Here is an 18,475-nt window from a genome sequence, read left to right on the forward strand (position 1 = left end):
ACGCACAGCGTTGGCGTCCCATCACAAGGCATGACGCGATGACCCAGATTCCCAGCAAGGCCCAGATCCTCGAATGGGTCGCCGAACATCCCGACGCGAATTCCAAGCGCGACATCGCCAAGGCCTTCGGCATCAAGGGCGCCGGCCGGATCGAGCTGAAGCGCCTGCTGAAGGAGCTGGAATCCGAGGGCCAGCTGGAGCGGCGGCGCCGCCATTATCTGGACGCGGAAAAGCTGCCGCCTGTGACCGTGCTGGAGCTGCTGGCCCCGGACGGGTCGGGTGACCTGTTTGCGCGGCCGATGGAATGGCGGGGCGAAGGCCCGATGCCGCGCATCCTCTACCTGCCGCGCCAGACCGACCCCGCGCTTGGCCGCGGCGATCGCTTCCTGGGCCGGCTGATCGAGGTCATGGGCGAGGATCACCAGTACGAGGCGCGCCTGATCCGCCGGATCACCGTCAGCCCCAACCGCATCACCGGCATCTTCCGCAAGGACAGCGAAGGCGGCCGGATCATGCCCATCGACAAGGGCCAGGACAAGGAATGGCGCGTCCGCGCCGGCGACACCCTGGGCGCCGAGAACGGCGAGCTGGTGCAGGCCGAACAGACCGGCCCCCGCGCCCGCATGGGCCTGCCCAGTGCCCGCATCATCGAACGTCTGGGCGACCCCTCGGCCCCGCGCGCGGTCAGCCTGATTGCCATCCACCAGCACGGCATCCCCGACGAATTCCCCGACAAGGTGCTGGCCGAGGCCGAGGCCGCCAAGCCCGCGCCGCTGAAGGGCCGCGACGACCTGCGCGACCTGCCGCTGGTCACCATCGACCCCTCGGACGCGCGCGACCACGACGACGCCGTGGCCGCCCATGTTGAGGAGGACGGCGGCGCCACCATCTGGGTCGCGATCGCCGATGTCGCCCATTATGTCCGCCCCGGCAGCGCGCTGGACCGCGAGGCGTGGAAGCGCGGCAACTCGACCTATTTCCCCGACCGCGTGGTGCCGATGCTGCCCGAGGCGCTGTCGGCCGACCTGTGTTCGCTGCACGAGGACGTCGACCGCCCGGTGCTGGCGGTCCGCATGCGCCTGGACGCGGAAGGGAACAAGGTCAGCCACAGGTTCCACCGCGGCATCATGCGCAGCCGCGCCAGCCTGTCCTATGAACAGGCCCAGGCCGCCGCGGACGGCACGCCCGATGCGCAGACCGCGGACCTCATGGACAGCGTGATCACGCCGCTGTGGCACGCCTATGGCCTGCTGAAGGGGGCGCGCGCCCGACGCCAGCCCCTGGACCTGGACCTGCCCGAACGGCGGATCGAGCTGACCCCGGACGGGCGGGTGAAATCGGTGAACTTCCGCGACCGCTTCGACGCCCACAAGCTGATCGAGGAGTTCATGATCCTGGCAAACGTGGCCGCCGCCGAGGAACTGGCTCGCCGCCAGCGCCCGCTGCTGTTCCGCGTCCACGAGGAGCCCAGCCTGGACAAGATGGAGGCGCTGCGCGAGGTGGCCCAGGCCTCGGGCTTTACCCTGGCCAAGGGGCAGGTGCTGCATACCAGCCACCTGAACCGCCTTCTGGCACAGGCGCAGGGCACCGATTTCGACGAGCTGATCAACATCTCGACCCTGCGGTCGATGACGCAGGCCTATTACCATGCCGAGAACTACGGCCATTTCGGCCTGTCGCTGAAGGCCTATGCGCATTTCACCTCGCCGATCCGCCGCTATGCCGACCTGGTGGTGCATCGCGCGCTGATCGCGGCGCATGGCTGGGGCAAGGACGGGTTGTCGCCCGACGAGATCGAGCGCCTGGACGAAACCGCCAAGCATATCAGCGAGACCGAGCGCCGCAGCATGGCCGCCGAACGCGACACGACCGACCGTTATCTGGCGGCCTACCTGTCCGAACGCGTGGGCAGCGAGATGTCGGGCCGCATCAACGGCGTGCAGAAATTCGGCGCCTTCGTGCGGCTGGATGAAAGCGGCGCCGACGGGCTGCTGCCGATCCGCGATCTGGGACAGGAGTATTTCCACTATGATCCCGACGCGCAGATGCTGATCGGGGCCGATACGGGCCTGCAGATCGGCATCGGCCAGCGCGTCACCGTGCGCCTGACCGAGGCGATCCCGCTGACCGGCGGGCTGACGCTGGAACTGCTGGAACTGGAGGGCAAGGCCCTGCCGCGCGGGGGCGGCAAGGGCAAGCGCGGCCGGTCCCCCGGCCGGATGTCCACCAAGGCGCGGCTGGCCGAGGTCAAGCGCGCGACCAAGCGCCGGCGTAAGCGCTGAGGGGGCGCAAGCCCCTTTCAAATCATTTGGCGCTCAGACCATCCACAGAATCGTGCCGACGACCAGGCCCACGATGACCAGGTGGATCATGCAGAACCCCATGATGTCGCGCGCCTTCAGCCCCGCGATGCCCAGCATCGGCAGCGCCCAAAAGGGTTGCAGCAGGTTCGTCCAGGCATCGCCCCAAGCCACGCCCATCGCGACCTTGGCCACATCCGCGCCAAGCGCCTCGGCCGCAGGCAGCATCACGGGCGCCTGGACGGCCCACTGTCCCCCGCCCGAGGGCACGAAGATGTTCACGATCCCGGCCGCGATGAAGCTCCAGAAGGGCAGGGTCTCGGCGGTCGAGATCGACACGAACCATTCCGACAGGCTGGCCGCCAGCCCGCTTTGCACCATGATCGCCATGATCCCCGCGTAGAAGGGGAACTGGATCACGATGCCCGCGCCGCCGCGCACGCCCTCCTCCAGCGCCGCCAGAAGGCTGCGGGGCGTGCCGTGGCAGAGGATGCCCGCGAAGAGGAACAGAAAGTTCACCACGTTCAGGTTCAGCCCGCCGCCGTCCAGGAAATGCAGCAGCAGCCAGGCAAGGCCGGCCAGCCCGACCAGGTACATCAGCAGCGGGCTGTTCTCGAGCCATTCGGCCGGGGTGGGGGCGGCGCGGCGCGGTGCCGGTGCCCGGTCGCGCAGCTGTTCGGGGTCGACCAGCACCTGTTCGTGTTCCAGCGGCAGCATCAGCCGGTTGGCCAGCGGCACCACGATCGCGACGGCCAGCACGATCAGCAGGTTCCAGCCCGCAAATATCGTGTCCGAGGTCGGGATGACGCCGATCTGGTCTTCGGTAAAATGTCCGGGCGTCGCGATCACCAGCGGGATCGAGCCCGACAGCCCCCCATGCCAGATGACAAAGCCGGAATAGGCCGCGGCCACCAGCAGGCGGTAATCGACGCGGATCTGGCGCGCCAGTTCCTTGGCAAAGATCGCGCCCACCACCAGGCCGAAGCCCCAGTTGATCCAGCTGGCGGCCAGCGACACGACGCTGACCAGCAGGATCGCGCCGCCGCGGCTCTGGGCCAGGCGCGCCAGCCGCGCCAGGATCCGGCGCACCGGCGGCGACGAGGCCAGGATGAAGCCGGTCACCAGCACCAGCAGCATCTGCATGGAAAAGGACAGCAGCTCCCAGAAGCCGTCGCCCCACATCCGCACCAGTTGCAGCGGGCCGGTGCCCTGCACCAGCACCGCCGCCAGCGCCGCCACCAGCGTCAGCACGATGACGAAGATGAAGGCGTCGGGCAGCCAGCGTTCCATCAGCCGCGTCGCCGGCCGTGACAGGATTCTCAGCATCGTTTCCCTCCCTTGTGACGCGGGCCAAGCTGCGGCAGGGGGGCGGGAATGACAAGCCGCGGGCGGTCAGGTCTCTCGGAAGGCGCGCGTGAAATAGTCGGTCAGCGGCTTCATCAGATAGGCCATCGGGCTGCGCTGGCCGGTCTGGATATAGACCTCGACCGGCATGCCGGGCACCAGCGCCAGCGTCCCCAGCTTGTCCAGCTCCTGGGGCGGGATCGACACCTCGACCCGGTAATAGGGCGCCCGCGTCGCCTCATCGATCATCGCATCGGCCGAGATGCGGTCCAGCCGCCCGTCGATCTCGGGCGTGGTGCGCGACGAAAAGGCGGAAAACCGCAGCGCCACGAGCTGGCCCAACTGGACCTCGTCGATGTTGATGGTGGCCACGCGGGCGGCGATGACCAGCGGCCGGTCCTGCGGGATGATGTAGAGCAGCGGATCTGCAGGGCGCAGCACCGATCGCGGCGTCGTCACCTGCATGTTGTAGACCAGTCCCGCCACGGGCGCGCGGATGTCCAGCCGGCTGATCTGCTCGGTCAGGCTGCGGCGCCGTTCGGCCAGCTCCAGTTCGCGATAGCCCAGGTCGCGCAGCTGCGTCTCGGCCTCCTCGCGGCGTTCGGCGGCCAGCTGCAGGCGCTGGATCTGCAGTTCGGTCTGTCGGATCGCGGCCGAGGCGCGGCTGGCCTGCAGCGACCCCAGTTCTCCGTCGATCCGCGCGGCCTCGCGCTCCAGCGCCAGCACGCGCGAGGCTTGGGCCAGTCCCCGGTCCAGCAGGCTTTGCTGGTCGGCCAGCTCGCGGGCGATCAGGTCGCGCTGGCGGGTCAGGGCGGCAATCTGGGCGTCGATCCCCGCGACCTCAGACGTGATCTGCTCGGCCTGCTTGGCCAGCTGGTCCAGGGACTGGCGCAGCGTGTCCAGGCGGGTGCGGAACAGGCTCGACTGACCCTCGACCAGGTCGGCCAGCGCCCCCGAGGTCTGCGCGGCCTCGACCAGTTCGGGCGGAAAGCTCACCGCCTCGGCATCGTCGCGCTCGGCCTCCAGCCGTCCGCGGCGGGCCAGGATCTCGAAATACTGGCCCTCGACGATCCTGTGCTCGGTCTGCAGCAGGGTCCCGTCCAGCGCCAGCAGCAGCTGGCCCGCCTCCACGGCCGTCCCCTCGGACACGGCGATGCGCTCCACCACGCCCCCGTCGGGATGCTGCACGATCTGGCGGTTCTGCTCGACCTCGACCTGGCCGCTGGCGACCACCGCGCCCGAGATGCTGGTCTGCGTGGCCCAGAGGGTGAAGCCGCCCACCAGCAGCACAACCGACAGGATGCCCCAGATGACCGGCCCGCGCACCGGCCAGCGCGTCTCCGTGCCCGTTCCGCCGGTCATGCGACACCGCCCTTCTGGCCCGCCACCTGCGCCTGCCTGATCTGGTTGGCATTCTGCACCATCTGTTCCAGCACCTTGTCGCGCGGCCCGAAGGCGCGGCGGATGCCGTCCTCCAGCACCAGCAGGGTCTCGCATTCGGTGATCGCGGCGGGGCGATGGGCCATGATGATGACCGCGCCGCCTTGCGCCTTCAGGCGCCGGATCGCCTGGTTCAGCGCCTCCGACCCTTCGTTGTCCAGGTTCGAGTTCGGCTCGTCCAGGACCAGCAGCACCGGGTCCGGATAGAGCGCGCGGGCCAGGCCGATGCGCTGGATCTGCCCGCCCGACAGCCGCCCCGCCGTCTGGCTGATGCGCGTGTCATAGCCCTGCGGCAGGTCCAGGATCATCTGGTGCGCCGCGGCCGCGCGCGCCGCGCGCACCACGCGCTCGGGGTCGGGGCGGTCGGCCAGCCGGGCGATGTTTTCGGCGATCGTGCCGTCGAACAGGGTGACCTGCTGGGGCAGGTAGCCGATCAGCCCGCCCAGCACGTCGGGGTGGTACTGGTCCAGCGTCGCGCCCCCCAGGCGGATCGTGCCCGCACCGACGGGCCAGGCGCTGATCAGCGCCCGCGCCAGCGTGGATTTGCCCGCACCCGACGGCCCGATGACCCCCAGCGCGGTGCCGGGCGCGACGCCGAAGCTGACGCCGCGCAGGGTCGCCGTCCCCTCGCCCGGGGGCGCCACCGACAGGTTGCGCACCTCCAGCCGGGCCTCGGGGCGGGGCAGGGAGGTGCGCGGCGTCTCGGGCGGCTGGCGGCTCAGCAGGCCGGCCAGCCGCTTCCAGCCGTCCTGTGCGGCCTGCACGGCGGGCCAGCCGCCCACCAGCTGGTCCACGGGCGCCAGCGCACGGCCCATCACGATCGAACTGGCGATCATCGCGCCCGGCGTCAGCTGCTGGCGCAGCACCAGCCAGGCGCCGGCGGCCAGCATCGCGCTTTGAAGAAACAGCCGGAAGCTGCGGGAAAACACCGTGAACCCGCCCGAGACGTCGCCCGCCCGCACCACGTTCTCCTGTGCATCTTCGCGCGCCAGGCGCCAGCGGGCGAAGGTCGCCCCGCGCATACCCAGGGCGCCGATCACCTCGCCCTCGTCGCGATAAAGGTCCGCCATCCGCTGCGCCTGTGCGCCGGCGGTATTGGCGCGTTGCAGGGGCAGGCGGTTCATGCTGCGGTTCAGGATCGTGGCCATCACCAGGATCAGCCCGCCGGCCGTCGCGACGACCCCCAGCAGCGGGTGAAAGATATAGACCGCGCCCAGGAACAGCGGCGCCCAGGGCAGGTCGAAGAAGGCCAGCATGACCTGCGACCCGATCAGCCGCTGGACCGCGTCCAGATCGCGCATTCCCCCCTCGGTGGCAGCCGATTCGTTGCCGCGCAGCGCGCCCTCGCGCAGCGCCGCGCCAAACACCCGCCCCTCGAGCCGGTCCTGAAAGCGGGCGGCAATGCGCTGCATCACCCGGTTTCGGATCAGGTCCACGACGCCCATCAGCAGGAACAGGAACACCACCAGGATGAACAGCGCCGTCAGCGTCTCGACCGAGCGCGAGGCCAGCACGCGGTCATAGACCTGCAGCATGAACAGCGGCCCGGTCAGCATCAGCAGGTTCACGACGACCGAGAACAGGCCGACCGCCAGGAACAGCCGCCAGCTGGTCGCGCGGGCGGCACGCAGCTCGCGCTCGCCGTCATGAGGATATGCCGCCTGGACCATCTTGCAGCCTTCACGTTACCGCACCCGCCGCGGCGGGGGGTTGCCTCGTTCCCTGGGCGACCATATCACCGGGCCAGCCTTGCGCCAGCCTTGGCACAGTCCTCGCATCTAAAGGTTAACAATTCCTTTGCGCCAGCTTCTCACCGCCGCCGCCTGCCTTGCCCTTCTGGGGCTGGCCGGCTGTGCCTCGCAGCCGGTCCAGCGGGACGGCATCACCATCAACGATCCTTATGAGGCGCAGAACCGCCGGGTCCATGCCTTCAACAAGGGCCTGTACAGCCGCGTGATCGGCCCGGTGGCGCATCGCGTTCGCGGCGCGGACGGGGAGGGGACGGCACGGGCGCCTGCCGAACCGGGCCAGCCGATCGGGCCGGGGCAGATGGTCATCAATGCCGGGCGCAACCTGTCGCTGCCGGTCAAGGCGGTGAACGGGCTTTTGCAGGGCAAGCCGGGCGATGCAGGCCAGAACCTGACCCGCTTTGCGGTGAACTCGACCCTCGGGCTTGGCGGCCTCTTCGACCCCGCCGCGGACAGTTTCGGCGTGACCGAGCGCGACACCGACTTCGGCCAGACCCTGGCGGTCTGGGGGGTCCCCGAAGGCGCCTATCTGGAACTGCCGCTGCTGGGCCCCTCGACACAGCGGGATGCGGCCGGTCGTGTGGTCGACCTGCTGATCGACCCGCTCTATCACCTGCTGGACGGTCGGGACGCGGCTGCGGTTTTTGCCCTGCGCGTCGCCTCAAAAGCCGGTGATCGCGCCCGCTTCTCGGACACCGTGGATGGCATTCTGCAGGGAAGTGCGGATAGCTACGCGCAGACGCGGCTCATCTGGCTGATGAACCGCCGCCACGAACTGGGAGAAGAGCGTGCCGAATACGACCCCTATGACGATGACGCGATCGACCCCTACACCGATTGACCGGCGCGGCGTCCTGGGCCTGTTGGCCTGCGCCGGCATCGCCGTCCTCCTGCCCTGGCGGCCGGCTCACGCGCTGGATGCCAACGGGGCCCATGCGCTGATCGACCGCTCCCTGGGCGAGGTCTACCAGGTGATCAACTCGGGCCAGCCCCCGGCCCGGATGTACCAGGACTTTGAGGCGATCTTTGCCCGCTACGCAGATGTGGACGTGATCGCGCGATCGGCACTCGGGCCTGCGGCGCGCCAGGCCGGCGCGGCCGAATTCGCCGCCTACAAGCAGGCCTTCCAGGGCTATATCGGGCGCAAGTACGGCAAGCGGTTCCACGAATTCATCGGCTCGCGGATCGAGGTGACGGGTGCGCGGCCGCTGAAGAGCTTCTTTGCCGTGACCTCGGTCGCCTATCTGAACGGACGCGCGCCGATGGAAGTCGAATGGCATGTCTCGGACCGCTCGGGCCGCGACCTCTATTTCAACATCATCATCGAGGGCGTGAACATGCTGGCCAGTGAACGGGCCGAGATCGGCGCCATGCTGGCCCGCCGTCAGGGCGATCTGGCCGCGCTGACCGCCGACCTGCAACAGGCGGGCTGACCCCGCAGGGCCTGCGACTGTCGCCCGCCCCCGGCCGGGGGGCGGGCGCAGTCATGTTCGCGTCCATGATCTTCGTCGGCATGAAAAAACCGCCCGGCGCGGACCAGGCGGTTGCTGTTCTTGCGGGCAGGGGCCTTTCTTCAGTTTCCGCCCAGGATCCCGTTCAGCGCCCGGCTCAGCGCATCGTCCGACGAGGCCTCCGTGCTGCTGCCCGGCGTCGCCGGCGCGCCGGTCACCTCGGTGGGTGCGGTGACGACGCGGCCGGTGCGCTCGGCCTCGACCGTGTTCATCACTCCCGCCAGCGCCGCTGCCAGCGGATCGTCGGCCGAGCCGCTGGTCACCACGCGCGGCGTCGAATCGCCCGAGGACATGATGATCCCGCTGCCATCGGGCGAGACGGTCGACAGCGCCAGTTCGGGCAGGCCATCGTGGATCTCGGACATGACCGCCTGCCAGATCTCGGCCGGCAATCCGCCGCCCGTGACGCCCGACAGCGGCGTGTTGTCGTCATAGCCCATCCAGACGCCGGTCACGTATTGCTCGGTAAAGCCCACGAACCAGGCATCGCGATAGCTGCTGGTGGTGCCGGTCTTGCCCGCCACCGGGCGCGATCCCAGCTTGGCGCGGGTTCCGGTCCCCTCCTGGATCACCTTCTGCATCATGTAGATCAGCTGGCCCGCCGCGCGCTGGCTGATCACCCGCTGGCCAAAGCCGCCGGTCTGGCCCATCAGCGGGCGGTCGTCGCCCTGCACGCTGACCTCGACCACGCCATAGGGCGCGACCGAGGTGCCGCCGTTGCGGATGCCCGCATAGGCGCCAGTCAGTTCCAGCAGCGTCGCCTCGGAGGCGCCCAGGCCCAGGGAAGGGCTGGTCGTCAGGTTGCTGACGATGCCGAAATCGCGCGCGACCCGGATCACCGCGTCACGGCCCACCGCCTCCTGCAGTCGGATGGTCGACGTGTTCAACGACTGCGCCAGCGACTGCGTCAGCGTGACCATGCCGCGATAGTTGCGGGTATAGTTCTGCGGCGACCAGTTGCGCCCGCCGGGGATGCGGATGGTCAGCGGCCCGTCCTCGATCCGGTCCGCGGGCGAATAACCCGCCTCCAGCGCCGCCGCATAGACAAAGGGCTTGAAGCTGGAGCCGGTCTGGCGCTTGGCCTGGGTGGCGCGGTTGAACACGCCGCTGACGCGGGTGTCGCGCCCGCCGATCATGGCGCGCACGGCGCCGTCGGCCGACATGACCACCACCGCCGCCTCGGAGGCGGAGCCGTCCTTGACCTTCTCGTCGAAGATCCGCTGCAGCGCCCGTTCGGCGGCGCGCTGGATGCGCTGGTCGAAGGTGGTGGTGATGGTGACGTCCTCGGTCGTCTCGCTGGTCAGAAAGCCCGGCCCCGATTCCATCAGCCAGTCGGCGAAATAGCCGCCCGCCCGCGCGCTGGCCGCCTTGGACAGCGTCGCGGGGTTGGCCCGGGCCTGGGCCAGTTCCGCCTCGGTCAGGTAACCTTCCTGCGCCATCAGGCCCAGAACCACGCTGGCGCGGTTCTGCGCCCGCTCCAGGCTGGCCGTCGGGGCATAGCGGCTGGGTGCCGGCAAGAGGCCCGCCAGCATCGCCGCCTCCGAGGTGTTCACCTGGCTGGCCGGCTTGTTGAAATAGACCTGGCTCGCGGCCTCGAAGCCGCGGGCGCCCCCGCCCAGATAGGACCGGTTCATGTAGATGCTGAGGATCTCGTCCTTGCTGTACTTCGCCTCCATGGCGAAGGCGAAGGGGATCTCCTTGATCTTGCGCCAGACGCCGCCCGACCGGCAATCGGCCTCGAACTCGGCCTCGTTGGCAAAGCGCCGGGGATCGAAGGTCTCGCCCAGGCACAGCAGCTTGGCCACCTGCTGGGTGATGGTCGAGCCGCCGTTCCCTTCCAGCGGGCCGCGGCCCTCGGCCAGGTTGATGCGGATGGCGCTGGCGATGCCGCGCGGGCTGACGCCGAAATGCCGGAAAAAGCGCCGGTCCTCGGCCGAGATCACCGCTTCGCGCAGGACCGGGGCGATCTGGTCACTGTCGACCGCGCCATAGGTCTCGCCCCGCCAGGCAAAGACGCGCCCGTCGCGGTCCAGCATGGTGACGCTGCCGCGTGCGCGGCCGTCGAACAGCGCCTGCGCCTCGGGCAGGCCCACGTAGAAATAGGCCGAGGCCGCGCCGATGATCAGCGCCACGACCATGGCCAGCCGCCAGATCGAGCCCCAGATGATCCGCCAGACCAGCGTGACCAGCCCGGCGATCCAGCCCAGGATGCCACCGCGGCGCGGCCGGGGATGGCGCTTGACCTTGCGCGGCTTGCCCCCTTCGGGCGGCGCCGCGGGACTGCGCTTGTCTGCAACGGGGCTCTTGCCCGTGCGGGTCGGGGTGCCGGTGGGTCGTTTCATGCGAAGGATGCCTGCGTGACTGCCATGCCGGTTGGCCCGGCCAGAATTGCGGCAACCCTACAGCAAGTTTCGGCGCAGGGGAATTGGGGTGACCAATCCGTGATGGGCGGCCGGCCGCCCATCGGCAAGGGCCGGCATGGCGGGCGATTGCGCAGGTTGCACAGCAGCGGGGCAGTTCGCGTGCGCCTGCAGACGGCACCTGCCCGAAACCGGCGCAGAGGCCTGCGAATCCGCCCGCAAAACGGGCAGTTCCTGTTTCGGCAGTGCGTCAGTGGCGGCGCGGCTTTGCCCGGCGGTGCGAATTGCAGATGAAGGGGGCGACAACGGCCGGTCCGGCGGCTGTGGCACGAAGCGAGGTTTAATGACATGACCAAGACCCTCCCGCTCATCGCGACGCTTGCGGCGCTGGCAGCCCTGCCGGCCGCCGCGCAAGAGGCCGCGGCGCCCGCGGAGGCGGCTGCCGCCGTCGGCGCGGATGTCGCCTACATCTTCAACACGCTCCTGTTCCTGATCGGCGGCTTCCTGGTGATGTGGATGGCCGCGGGCTTTGCCATGCTGGAGGCGGGGCTGGTGCGGTCCCGGAACGTGACGACCCAGCTGTTCAAGAACATCTCGCTGTTTGCGATCGCGGGCATCATGTACTGGCTCCTGGGCTACAAGCTGATGTATCCGGGCGAATGGGTGGTCGACGGCTGGATGGGCGAGCTGTTCAGCTTTGCCAGCCTCGATGCCGTCGGCAGCGCGGGGGCGGGCGACGACTATTCGGTCGGCTCGGACTTCTTCTTTCAGTTGATGTTCTGCGCCACCACCGCCTCGATTGTGTCGGGTACCCTGGCCGAACGGGTCAAGCTGTGGCCCTTCCTGTTCTTCACCATCGTCCTGACCGCCGTGATCTATCCGATCGAGGCCAGCTGGCAGTGGGGCGGCGGTTGGCTGTCGGGACTGGGCTTTGCCGATTTCGCGGGCTCGACCCTTGTTCATGCCGCCGGCGGCTTCGCGGCCCTGGCCGGCGTCATCGTCCTCGGCCCCCGCAGTGGCAAGTTCCGTCCCGATGGCCGGATGCAGCCGATGCCCGGCTCGAACCTGGCGCTGGCGACGCTTGGCACCTTCATCCTGTGGATGGGCTGGTTCGGCTTCAACGGCGGCTCGCAGCTGGCGCTCGGCACGATCAATGACGCGGCCGATGTCAGCCGGATCATGGTCAACACCAACATGGCGGCCTCGGGCGGCGTCGTGGCGGCGATCCTGGTCACGCAGCTGGTCTATGGCAAGATCGACCTGACCATGGTGCTGAACGGCGCGCTGGCCGGCCTCGTCTCGATCACGGCCGAACCGCTGACCCCCTCGATCTTCGCCTCTGTCCTGATCGGCGGCATCGGCGGCGCCATCGCCTGCCTGGTCGTCCCGATGCTGGACCGCATGAAGATCGACGATGTCGTGGGCGCCATCCCGGTCCACCTAGTCGCGGGCATCTGGGGCACGCTGGTCGTCCCGGTCACCAATCCCGACACCAGCTTCGTGACGCAGGTCATCGGCATCGCCGCCATCGGCGCCTTCGTCTTTATCGTCAGCTTCGTCGTCTGGTCGATCCTCAAGGCGACGATGGGCATCCGCGTCAGCAAGGAAGCCGAGATCAACGGCCTCGACATTTCCGAGATGGGCATGGAGGCCTATCCCGATTTCGTGCAGGCCAAGTAAGCCATCCAAGGTCTCTTCCCGGAGAGGGGGCGGGTCGCGCAAGCGGCTCGCCCCTTCCGTTTGCGGAACGGAAAATCATGCGGGATCATCGCTGTGCTCGATCGGTGCACAGCCGGTGCACGATGCGCTGACGGCGGGTGAGGGAGGTCTCAGGCGACGCGGCTGACGACGAAATCGGCCAGGTCGGACAGCATGTCGCGGATCGGATGCGGCGGCAGGATCTGCAACGCGGCCTTGGCACGCGTGGCCCAGTCCAGCGCATCGCGCCGCGCCGCCTCCATCGCGCCATGCCTTGCCAGCAGCGCCAGCGCATGGTCCAGGTCGCCCTCGCGCTGCTCGCCGGCCTCGATGGTGCGCGACCAGAAGGCGCGCTCATCCGCATCGGCCCTGGCGACCGCCTTGATGACCGGCAGGGTCAGCTTGCGTTCGCGGAAATCGTCGCCGACATTCTTGCCGATCGTCTCGGTCGCCCCGCCGTAGTCCAGCAGGTCGTCGACGATCTGGAAGGCGATCCCAAGCGCGTCGCCATAGTCGAACAGCGCCTGCACCTGGTTGTCGGGCGCCCCGGCGATGACGCCTCCCACCTCGGTCGCGGCCGAGAAGAGCGCCGCGGTCTTTCCGCGAACCACCTGAAGGTAGACGGCTTCATCCGTCGCCAGGTCCTGCGCGGCGGTCAGCTGCAGCACCTCGCCCTCGGCGATGGTGGCGCTGGCATTGGCCAGGATCTCCAGCGTGCGCATGTTGCCGGGCTCGACCATCAGCTGGAAGCTGCGGGCAAACAGGTAGTCGCCGACCAGCACGCTGGACTTGTTGTCCCACAAAAGGTTCGCTGTCGGCCGGCCGCGCCGCTGGCGGCTTTCATCCACGACATCGTCATGCAGCAGCGTCGCGGTGTGGATGAATTCGACCGTTGCGGCCAGGTGGACATGATAGGGTCCGGGGTAATCCAGCATCCGGGCCGCGGCCAGCGTCAGCATCGGGCGCAGCCGCTTGCCCCCGGCCTCGATCAGGTGGGCGGTGACCTCGGGGATGCGCGGCGCATGCCGGCTGGCCATGCGATCGCGGATCAGCGTGTTCACCGCCTGCATCTCGGCGGCCAAGGCTTCGGACAGCCGATCCAGCGGTTTGCGGACGTTTTCCTGCACAGTCATGCCATACCCCGTGTCTGCGCCCACGCATTGCCACGGCATCGACAAATGCGCAACCGCCCCTTAACGTCGCGGGCATGAAAGAGCTTTTCCGCAGCAACGATCCCGTGCGCATGTCGGCCGCCACCAGCCTCTTGGAGGCCGAGGGCATCGTCACCTTCCAGATGGACCAGCACATGAGCGTCCTGGAAGGCTCGATCGGGATCCTGCCGCAGCGGCTGATGGTGGCCGACCGGGACGCCTTCGTGGCCCGGGCCATCCTGCGCGATGCCGGGCTGGATGACTGAGATCCGGCAGGACGGTTTCCTGGACGGCCGCCTGCGGATCGTCCAGCCCCTGCGCGGCTATCGGGCCGGTGCCGACGCGGTGATGCTGGGGGCGGCTTGTCCCGCGCAGCCCGGCCAGACGGTGCTGGAACTGGGCTGCGGCGTCGGCGTCGCCAGTCTCTGCCTGGGCTGGCGGGTGCGGGGCCTTGCCATCACCGGGCTGGAACGGCAGGCGGATTATGCCGACCTGGCCCGGGCCAACGCGGCCGCGAACGACATCCCCATGACGGTGCGGACCGGCGACCTGGCGGCGCCTCCGTCCGACCTGCGGGCGATGAGCTTTGATCACGTGCTGATGAACCCGCCCTATTTCCTGGGCGGCACGCCCGCCCCAGACGCGGGCCGGGCCGAGGCGCGGCGCGAGGAGACGCCTCTGGCGCTGTGGATCGACGCGGGCCTTCGACGGCTGCGTCCCGGAGGCTGGCTGACGCTGATCCAGCGGGCTGACCGCCTGGACGGCGTCATCAGCACGCTGGCGGGCCGGGCGGGGGCGGTCACCATCCTGCCGATTGCCGGCCGGCAGGGCCAGCCGGCGGGGCGCGTCCTGGTCACGGCCCGCAAGGGGGCAGCCACGCCCCTGCGGCTTCTGGCGCCCTTCGTGACCCATGCGGCGCCGCGCCACGACAAGGACGGCGAGGACCTGACGGAGGCCGCTGCCGCCGTCTTGCGCAACGGCGCGCCGATCGACCTGGGAATTGCGAAAGCCGCGTGACAGAATCAATGACCTGTGCTGGAGTGAGGTTGTTCGACACTAAACCCAGAGGAGAACGCGATGTCGGTTGCTTCCCATGTCGAGGAGCTTCGCAAGAAACACCAGAACCTCTCTGCCGCCGTTGAAAGGGCACAGAAAAGTCCCGGCACCAACGATATCGAGATTGCCGCGATGAAGCGCGAAAAGCTTCGCCTGAAGGAACAGATCACCCGCCTTGCCCACTGAGCCGTTGAACAGTGACGTTTTCATGAAAAGGGCCCGCGCCAGATGCGCGGGCCGCTTTCGTTTCGGTCAGCGTCAGACGAAGTACTGACCGCCATTCGCGCTGATCGTCGCGCCGGTGATGAAGCCGGCATCGTCGGCGGCCAGGAAGACCACCGCACGCGCGATCTCCTCGGGTTCGCCCAGGCGGCCGACGGGGATCTGCGGGATGATCCGCTCGTTCAAGACCTTTTCATCAATGGCGCGCACCATCTCGGTCCCGATATAGCCGGGGCAGATGGCGTTGACGGTGATGCCGGCGCGGGCGCCTTCCTGTGCCAGCGCCTTGGTAAAGCCCAGGTCGCCCGCCTTGGCCGCGGAATAGTTCGCCTGACCCGCCTGACCTTTCTGCCCGTTGATCGAGCTGATGTTGACGACGCGGCCGAACTTGCGGTCGCGCATGCCCGACCAGACCGGATGCGTCATGTTGAACAACCCGCTCAGGTTGGTGTCGATGACCTCTTTCCACTGCTGCGGCGTCATCTTGTGGAACATCGCGTCGCGGGTGATGCCGGCATTGTTGACCAGCACGGCGATCGGCCCCAGGTCAGCCTCGACCTGCTTCACGCCTTCGGCGCAGGCGTCGTAATCGGCCACCGACCACTTGTAGGTCTTGATGCCCGTCTCTTCGGTGAAGGCCTTGGCGGCATCGTCATTGCCGGCATAGTTGGCGGCCACGGTATAGCCCGCATCCTTCAGAGTCCGCGAAATGGCGGCGCCGATTCCGCGCGAACCCCCTGTGACCAGTGCGACTTTGGACATAAATCCCCCCTTCGTTCCATGTGATCGTAATCTGCTAACAAGAATAGTCAGCGGCGCGCAAGATAATTGCGCGCCGGTTCTGCGATCTGGTCAGCGCTCCAGGCACATGGCAACGCCCATGCCGCCACCGATGCAGAGCGTGGCCAGACCCTTCTTGGCATCGCGGCGCTGCATCTCGAACAGCAGCGTGTTCAGGATGCGAGCGCCCGAGGCGCCGATCGGGTGACCGATGGCAATGGCGCCGCCATTGACGTTCACAATGGACGGATCCCAGCCCATGTCCTTGTTCACGGCGCAGGCCTGGGCGGCGAAAGCCTCGTTCGCCTCGACCAGATCCAGGTCGCTTACGGACCAGCCGGCCTTTTCCAGCGCCTTGCGGCTGGCCGGGATCGGACCCGTGCCCATGATCGCCGGATCAAGGCCCGCCGTGGCATGGGAGGCGATGCGCGCCAGGGGCGTCAGGCCGCGGCGGTTGGCCTCCTCCTCGGACATGACCATCACGGCGGCCGCGCCGTCGTTGAGGCCTGAGGCGTTCGCCGCCGTCACCGAACCGTCCTTGGCGAATGCCGGGCGCAGTTTCTGCATCGCGTCGATGGTGGCGCCGTGGCGGATGTATTCATCCTTGTCCACTACCGTGTCGCCCTTGCGGCCCTTGACGGTGTAGCCCACGATCTCGTCGTCGAAGCGGCCTTCCTTCTGCGCCGCTTCGGCCTTGTTCTGCGAGGCCAGCGCGAATTCGTCCTGCTGGTCGCGGTTGATCTGCCACTTCTCGGCCACGTTCTCGGCGGTCTGGCCCATGTGATAGTTGTTGAAGGCGTCCCAAAGCCCGTCGCGGATCATCGTGTCGATCATCTGCAGGTCGCCCATCTTCTGGCCGGCGCGCAGATAGGCCGCATGGGCGGACAGCGACATGCTTTCCTGGCCCCCCGCCAGCACGATGCGCGCGTCGCCCAGGATCACCTGCTGCGCGGCCAGCGCCACGGCGCGCAGGCCGGACCCGCAGACCTGGTTGAGGCCCCAGGCCGCCGCCTCCTGCGGAAGGCCGGCCTTGATATGTGCCTGGCGGGCCGGGTTCTGCCCCTGGGCTGCGGTCAGGACCTGGCCCAGGATCGTCTCGCTGACCTCGGCCGGATCGACCCCGGCGCGCGCGACGACCTCTTTCAGGACCGCTGCCCCCAGATCATGCGCCGGGACGTTGGCAAACGACCCCATAAAACTGCCTACCGGCGTACGGGCGGCAGAAACGATAACGGCTTTGGACATGGCGGGCTCCTTCCCATCACTGCCGGACAGGCCGGCGAATCCGGTTCAGGATGCTTTTTCGCGACGTAACGTCAAGCGCATGGCCCGGACTTTCGTATGATGCCGGGAACCTTTTGTCTGCGCGCCCCGCGCTCGCCCGTCAGCGCGTCGCCAGCGAGGGAGGGCTTTTCCACGGCGGCGCGATGGTCGGGGCGCCGAAATAATAACCCTGCAGGCAGTCGATGCCGATGTCGATCAGGAAGCTTGCATCCTCGGCCGTCTCGACGGATTCGGCTACGGTGAACATGTCGAAATGATGGGCGATCGACTGCAGCGCCCGGGTCAGCACCTGGTTGTCGGGGTTGGCGGCGATCTGGCGGATGAACTGCCCGTCGATCTTGATCATGTCGAAGCAGAAATCCCGCAGGTAGCGGAACGAGGTATAGCCCGCGCCGAAATCGTCCAGCGCCAGGCTGATGCCATAGCCCTGAACCTCGGCCATGAAGGCCTGCACCTCGTTGGGCATGCCCATGGCCGAGCTTTCGGTGATCTCGAGGATCAGCCGCTCTCCCAGCATCGGGTCGTCCGAGATGCCCCGGCGCAAGGTGCCGATCCAGTCGGGATAGAGGATTGAGCGCGCCGACATGTTGATCGACAGGCGCAGGGCCGGATCCTCGGCCAGGGTCTGCAGCCCGAGCGACAGGGACAGGCAGTCGATCTTGCGGCCCAGTTCGGTTGTTTCGGCTTGGGGCATGAAATCGCGCAGCGGCACCAGCCGGCCGCTGTCGTCGATGATGCGGATCAACCCTTCGTAGAAGGCCGGTGCCTTGGTGCGCTGCGACTGCACGATCGGCTGGAATGCCAGCACCGCGCTGGCCTTTTCGACCGCGTGGGACACGGCGCTCAGCGTGATCCGGTCCTGGTGGCGGATCGCATCTTCCAGTGGCGAACTGTTTTCCATGATTCTGTCGCTCACGGCGGCCTCATCTTCTCGGGTCTGCTTGAAGTCTGCCCATGATGACCTAATCTGCGGTGAATCGTCAGCGGTTTCGCAACTCAGGGTTAATTTCTGCCGCCCTCATCCGCCGTCAGTTGCGTGATCAGCGTCTTGGCGGCCTCCGAATCCCATTCCGCATCGCCCAGATAGCGCGCCACCTCGCGGCCTTCGCGGTCGATCAGGACCGTCACGGGCAGGCCCAGAACGCCCATGTCGCGCGCGACCTTCTGGCGCGGGTCCAGCAGGATGGGCAGGTTCGTCACCCCCACCTCGTCGAAGAAGGCCTCGATGCGGTCGGGGGCATTGCGGCCCGTGGCGATGGTGACGACCTGGAAATCCTCTCCGCCCAGTTCGGCCTGCAACCGATCCAGCGCGGGCATCTCCTCGCGGCAGGGGGCGCACCAGGTGGCCCAGAAATTCAGCGCCACGACCTTGCCCTGACAGTCGGCCAGGCTGTGCGTGCCGCCCTGTGGGTCGGTGAATTCGGTCGTGCTGACCGGGACCGGTTCCTCGGCCACGACCAGCTTGGCCAAGCCGCCGTCGCGCGCGGCCTGCCAGTCGGGGCCTGCGGCGAAGGCGGTGTTTGCACCGAAAACAAGGGCCGTATAAAGCAGGGCGGAACGCAGCATGTGACCTCCGAGGGA

16 protein-coding genes are annotated in these 18,475 nt (G+C 68.2%); 7 read left to right on the forward strand and 9 right to left on the reverse strand.

From position 1 onward, the window contains the following. Positions 1-38: 38 nt before the first annotated feature. Complete coding sequence (gene rnr / locus ACNR9W_RS03055) at positions 39-2,282, forward strand: ribonuclease R (protein ID WP_419270486.1); 2,244 nt, start codon at positions 39-41, stop codon at positions 2,280-2,282. Between the two features lie 33 nt (positions 2,283-2,315). On the opposite strand, the gene ACNR9W_RS03060 is transcribed toward rnr, so the two are convergent. The 3 genes from ACNR9W_RS03060 to ACNR9W_RS03070 all read right to left on the reverse strand — a co-directional run bounded on the left by ACNR9W_RS03060 (position 2,316) and on the right by ACNR9W_RS03070 (position 6,754). Continuing rightward, positions 2,316-3,626, reverse strand: coding sequence for a short-chain fatty acid transporter (locus ACNR9W_RS03060; protein WP_419270484.1), 1,311 nt, complete (start codon positions 3,624-3,626; stop codon positions 2,316-2,318). A gap of 66 nt (positions 3,627-3,692) precedes the next feature. Beyond that, on the reverse strand, positions 3,693-5,006 hold the full coding sequence (locus tag ACNR9W_RS03065) for an HlyD family type I secretion periplasmic adaptor subunit (RefSeq protein ID WP_419270482.1): 1,314 nt from the start codon (positions 5,004-5,006) through the stop codon (positions 3,693-3,695). After that, positions 5,003-6,754 carry a type I secretion system permease/ATPase gene (locus ACNR9W_RS03070; protein ID WP_419270480.1) on the reverse strand — a complete coding sequence of 584 codons (1,752 nt, stop codon included), beginning with the start codon at positions 6,752-6,754 and terminating at the stop codon, positions 5,003-5,005. The genes ACNR9W_RS03065 and ACNR9W_RS03070 overlap by 4 nt, the downstream gene beginning before the upstream one ends. A 127-nt stretch (positions 6,755-6,881) precedes the next feature. Between ACNR9W_RS03070 and ACNR9W_RS03075 the strand changes: the two genes are divergently transcribed. Together ACNR9W_RS03075 and ACNR9W_RS03080 are read left to right on the forward strand one after the other, a co-directional pair. After that, a complete protein-coding gene (locus ACNR9W_RS03075; protein WP_419270478.1) occupies positions 6,882-7,673 on the forward strand; it encodes an MlaA family lipoprotein in 792 nt (263 codons plus the stop codon). Then, positions 7,645-8,265 carry an MlaC/ttg2D family ABC transporter substrate-binding protein gene (locus ACNR9W_RS03080; RefSeq protein WP_419270476.1) on the forward strand — a complete coding sequence of 207 codons (621 nt, stop codon included), beginning with the start codon at positions 7,645-7,647 and terminating at the stop codon, positions 8,263-8,265. The genes ACNR9W_RS03075 and ACNR9W_RS03080 overlap by 29 nt, the downstream gene beginning before the upstream one ends. Positions 8,266-8,405: 140 nt before the next feature. On the opposite strand, the gene ACNR9W_RS03085 is transcribed toward ACNR9W_RS03080, so the two are convergent. Next, positions 8,406-10,685, reverse strand: a complete 2,280-nt coding sequence (locus ACNR9W_RS03085; protein ID WP_419270474.1) for a transglycosylase domain-containing protein — start codon at positions 10,683-10,685, stop codon at positions 8,406-8,408. Between the two features lie 366 nt (positions 10,686-11,051). Here ACNR9W_RS03085 and amt point away from each other — a divergent pair, with 366 nt between their 5' ends. Beyond that, a complete protein-coding gene (gene amt / locus ACNR9W_RS03090; RefSeq protein ID WP_419270472.1) occupies positions 11,052-12,383 on the forward strand; it encodes an ammonium transporter in 1,332 nt (443 codons plus the stop codon). Positions 12,384-12,532: 149 nt separating this feature from the next. Here amt and ACNR9W_RS03095 read toward each other — a convergent pair whose 3' ends face one another. Then, positions 12,533-13,534, reverse strand: a complete 1,002-nt coding sequence (locus ACNR9W_RS03095; protein WP_419270470.1) for a polyprenyl synthetase family protein — start codon at positions 13,532-13,534, stop codon at positions 12,533-12,535. A gap of 74 nt (positions 13,535-13,608) precedes the next feature. On the opposite strand from ACNR9W_RS03095, the gene ACNR9W_RS03100 reads away from it, so the two are divergent. From ACNR9W_RS03100 to ACNR9W_RS03110, 3 genes are read left to right on the forward strand one after another with little or no spacing between them, the layout of a single operon-like run. Further along, the gene (locus ACNR9W_RS03100) at positions 13,609-13,818 is read left to right on the forward strand and encodes a putative signal transducing protein (RefSeq protein WP_419270468.1); all 210 of its coding nucleotides are present in this window, start codon (positions 13,609-13,611) and stop codon (positions 13,816-13,818) included. After that, positions 13,811-14,569: a tRNA1(Val) (adenine(37)-N6)-methyltransferase gene (locus tag ACNR9W_RS03105; RefSeq protein WP_419270467.1), complete on the forward strand. Its 759-nt coding sequence runs from the start codon at positions 13,811-13,813 to the stop codon at positions 14,567-14,569. Before ACNR9W_RS03100 ends, ACNR9W_RS03105 begins: the two co-directional genes overlap by 8 nt. 60 nt (positions 14,570-14,629) lie before the next feature. Continuing rightward, positions 14,630-14,794: a YdcH family protein gene (locus tag ACNR9W_RS03110; RefSeq protein WP_419270465.1), complete on the forward strand. Its 165-nt coding sequence runs from the start codon at positions 14,630-14,632 to the stop codon at positions 14,792-14,794. A 72-nt stretch (positions 14,795-14,866) separates the two neighbouring features. Here ACNR9W_RS03110 and phbB read toward each other — a convergent pair whose 3' ends face one another. The 4 genes from phbB to ACNR9W_RS03130 all read right to left on the reverse strand — a co-directional run bounded on the left by phbB (position 14,867) and on the right by ACNR9W_RS03130 (position 18,460). Then, positions 14,867-15,592 (reverse strand): beta-ketoacyl-ACP reductase, encoded by a 726-nt coding sequence (phbB, locus tag ACNR9W_RS03115; RefSeq protein ID WP_419270463.1) that lies wholly within the window; start codon positions 15,590-15,592, stop codon positions 14,867-14,869. A gap of 90 nt (positions 15,593-15,682) precedes the next feature. Continuing rightward, on the reverse strand, positions 15,683-16,855 hold the full coding sequence (locus ACNR9W_RS03120) for an acetyl-CoA C-acetyltransferase (protein ID WP_419270461.1): 1,173 nt from the start codon (positions 16,853-16,855) through the stop codon (positions 15,683-15,685). Positions 16,856-16,994: 139 nt separating this feature from the next. Continuing rightward, positions 16,995-17,795, reverse strand: coding sequence for an EAL domain-containing protein (locus ACNR9W_RS03125; protein ID WP_419270507.1), 801 nt, complete (start codon positions 17,793-17,795; stop codon positions 16,995-16,997). 101 nt (positions 17,796-17,896) lie between these two features. Continuing rightward, complete coding sequence (locus tag ACNR9W_RS03130) at positions 17,897-18,460, reverse strand: TlpA disulfide reductase family protein (RefSeq protein ID WP_419270459.1); 564 nt, start codon at positions 18,458-18,460, stop codon at positions 17,897-17,899. Positions 18,461-18,475: the final 15 nt, after the last annotated feature.

The sequence above is a fragment of the Paracoccus sp. T5 genome (genome assembly GCF_048538155.2).
Classification (GTDB): Bacteria; Pseudomonadota; Alphaproteobacteria; order Rhodobacterales; family Rhodobacteraceae; genus Paracoccus.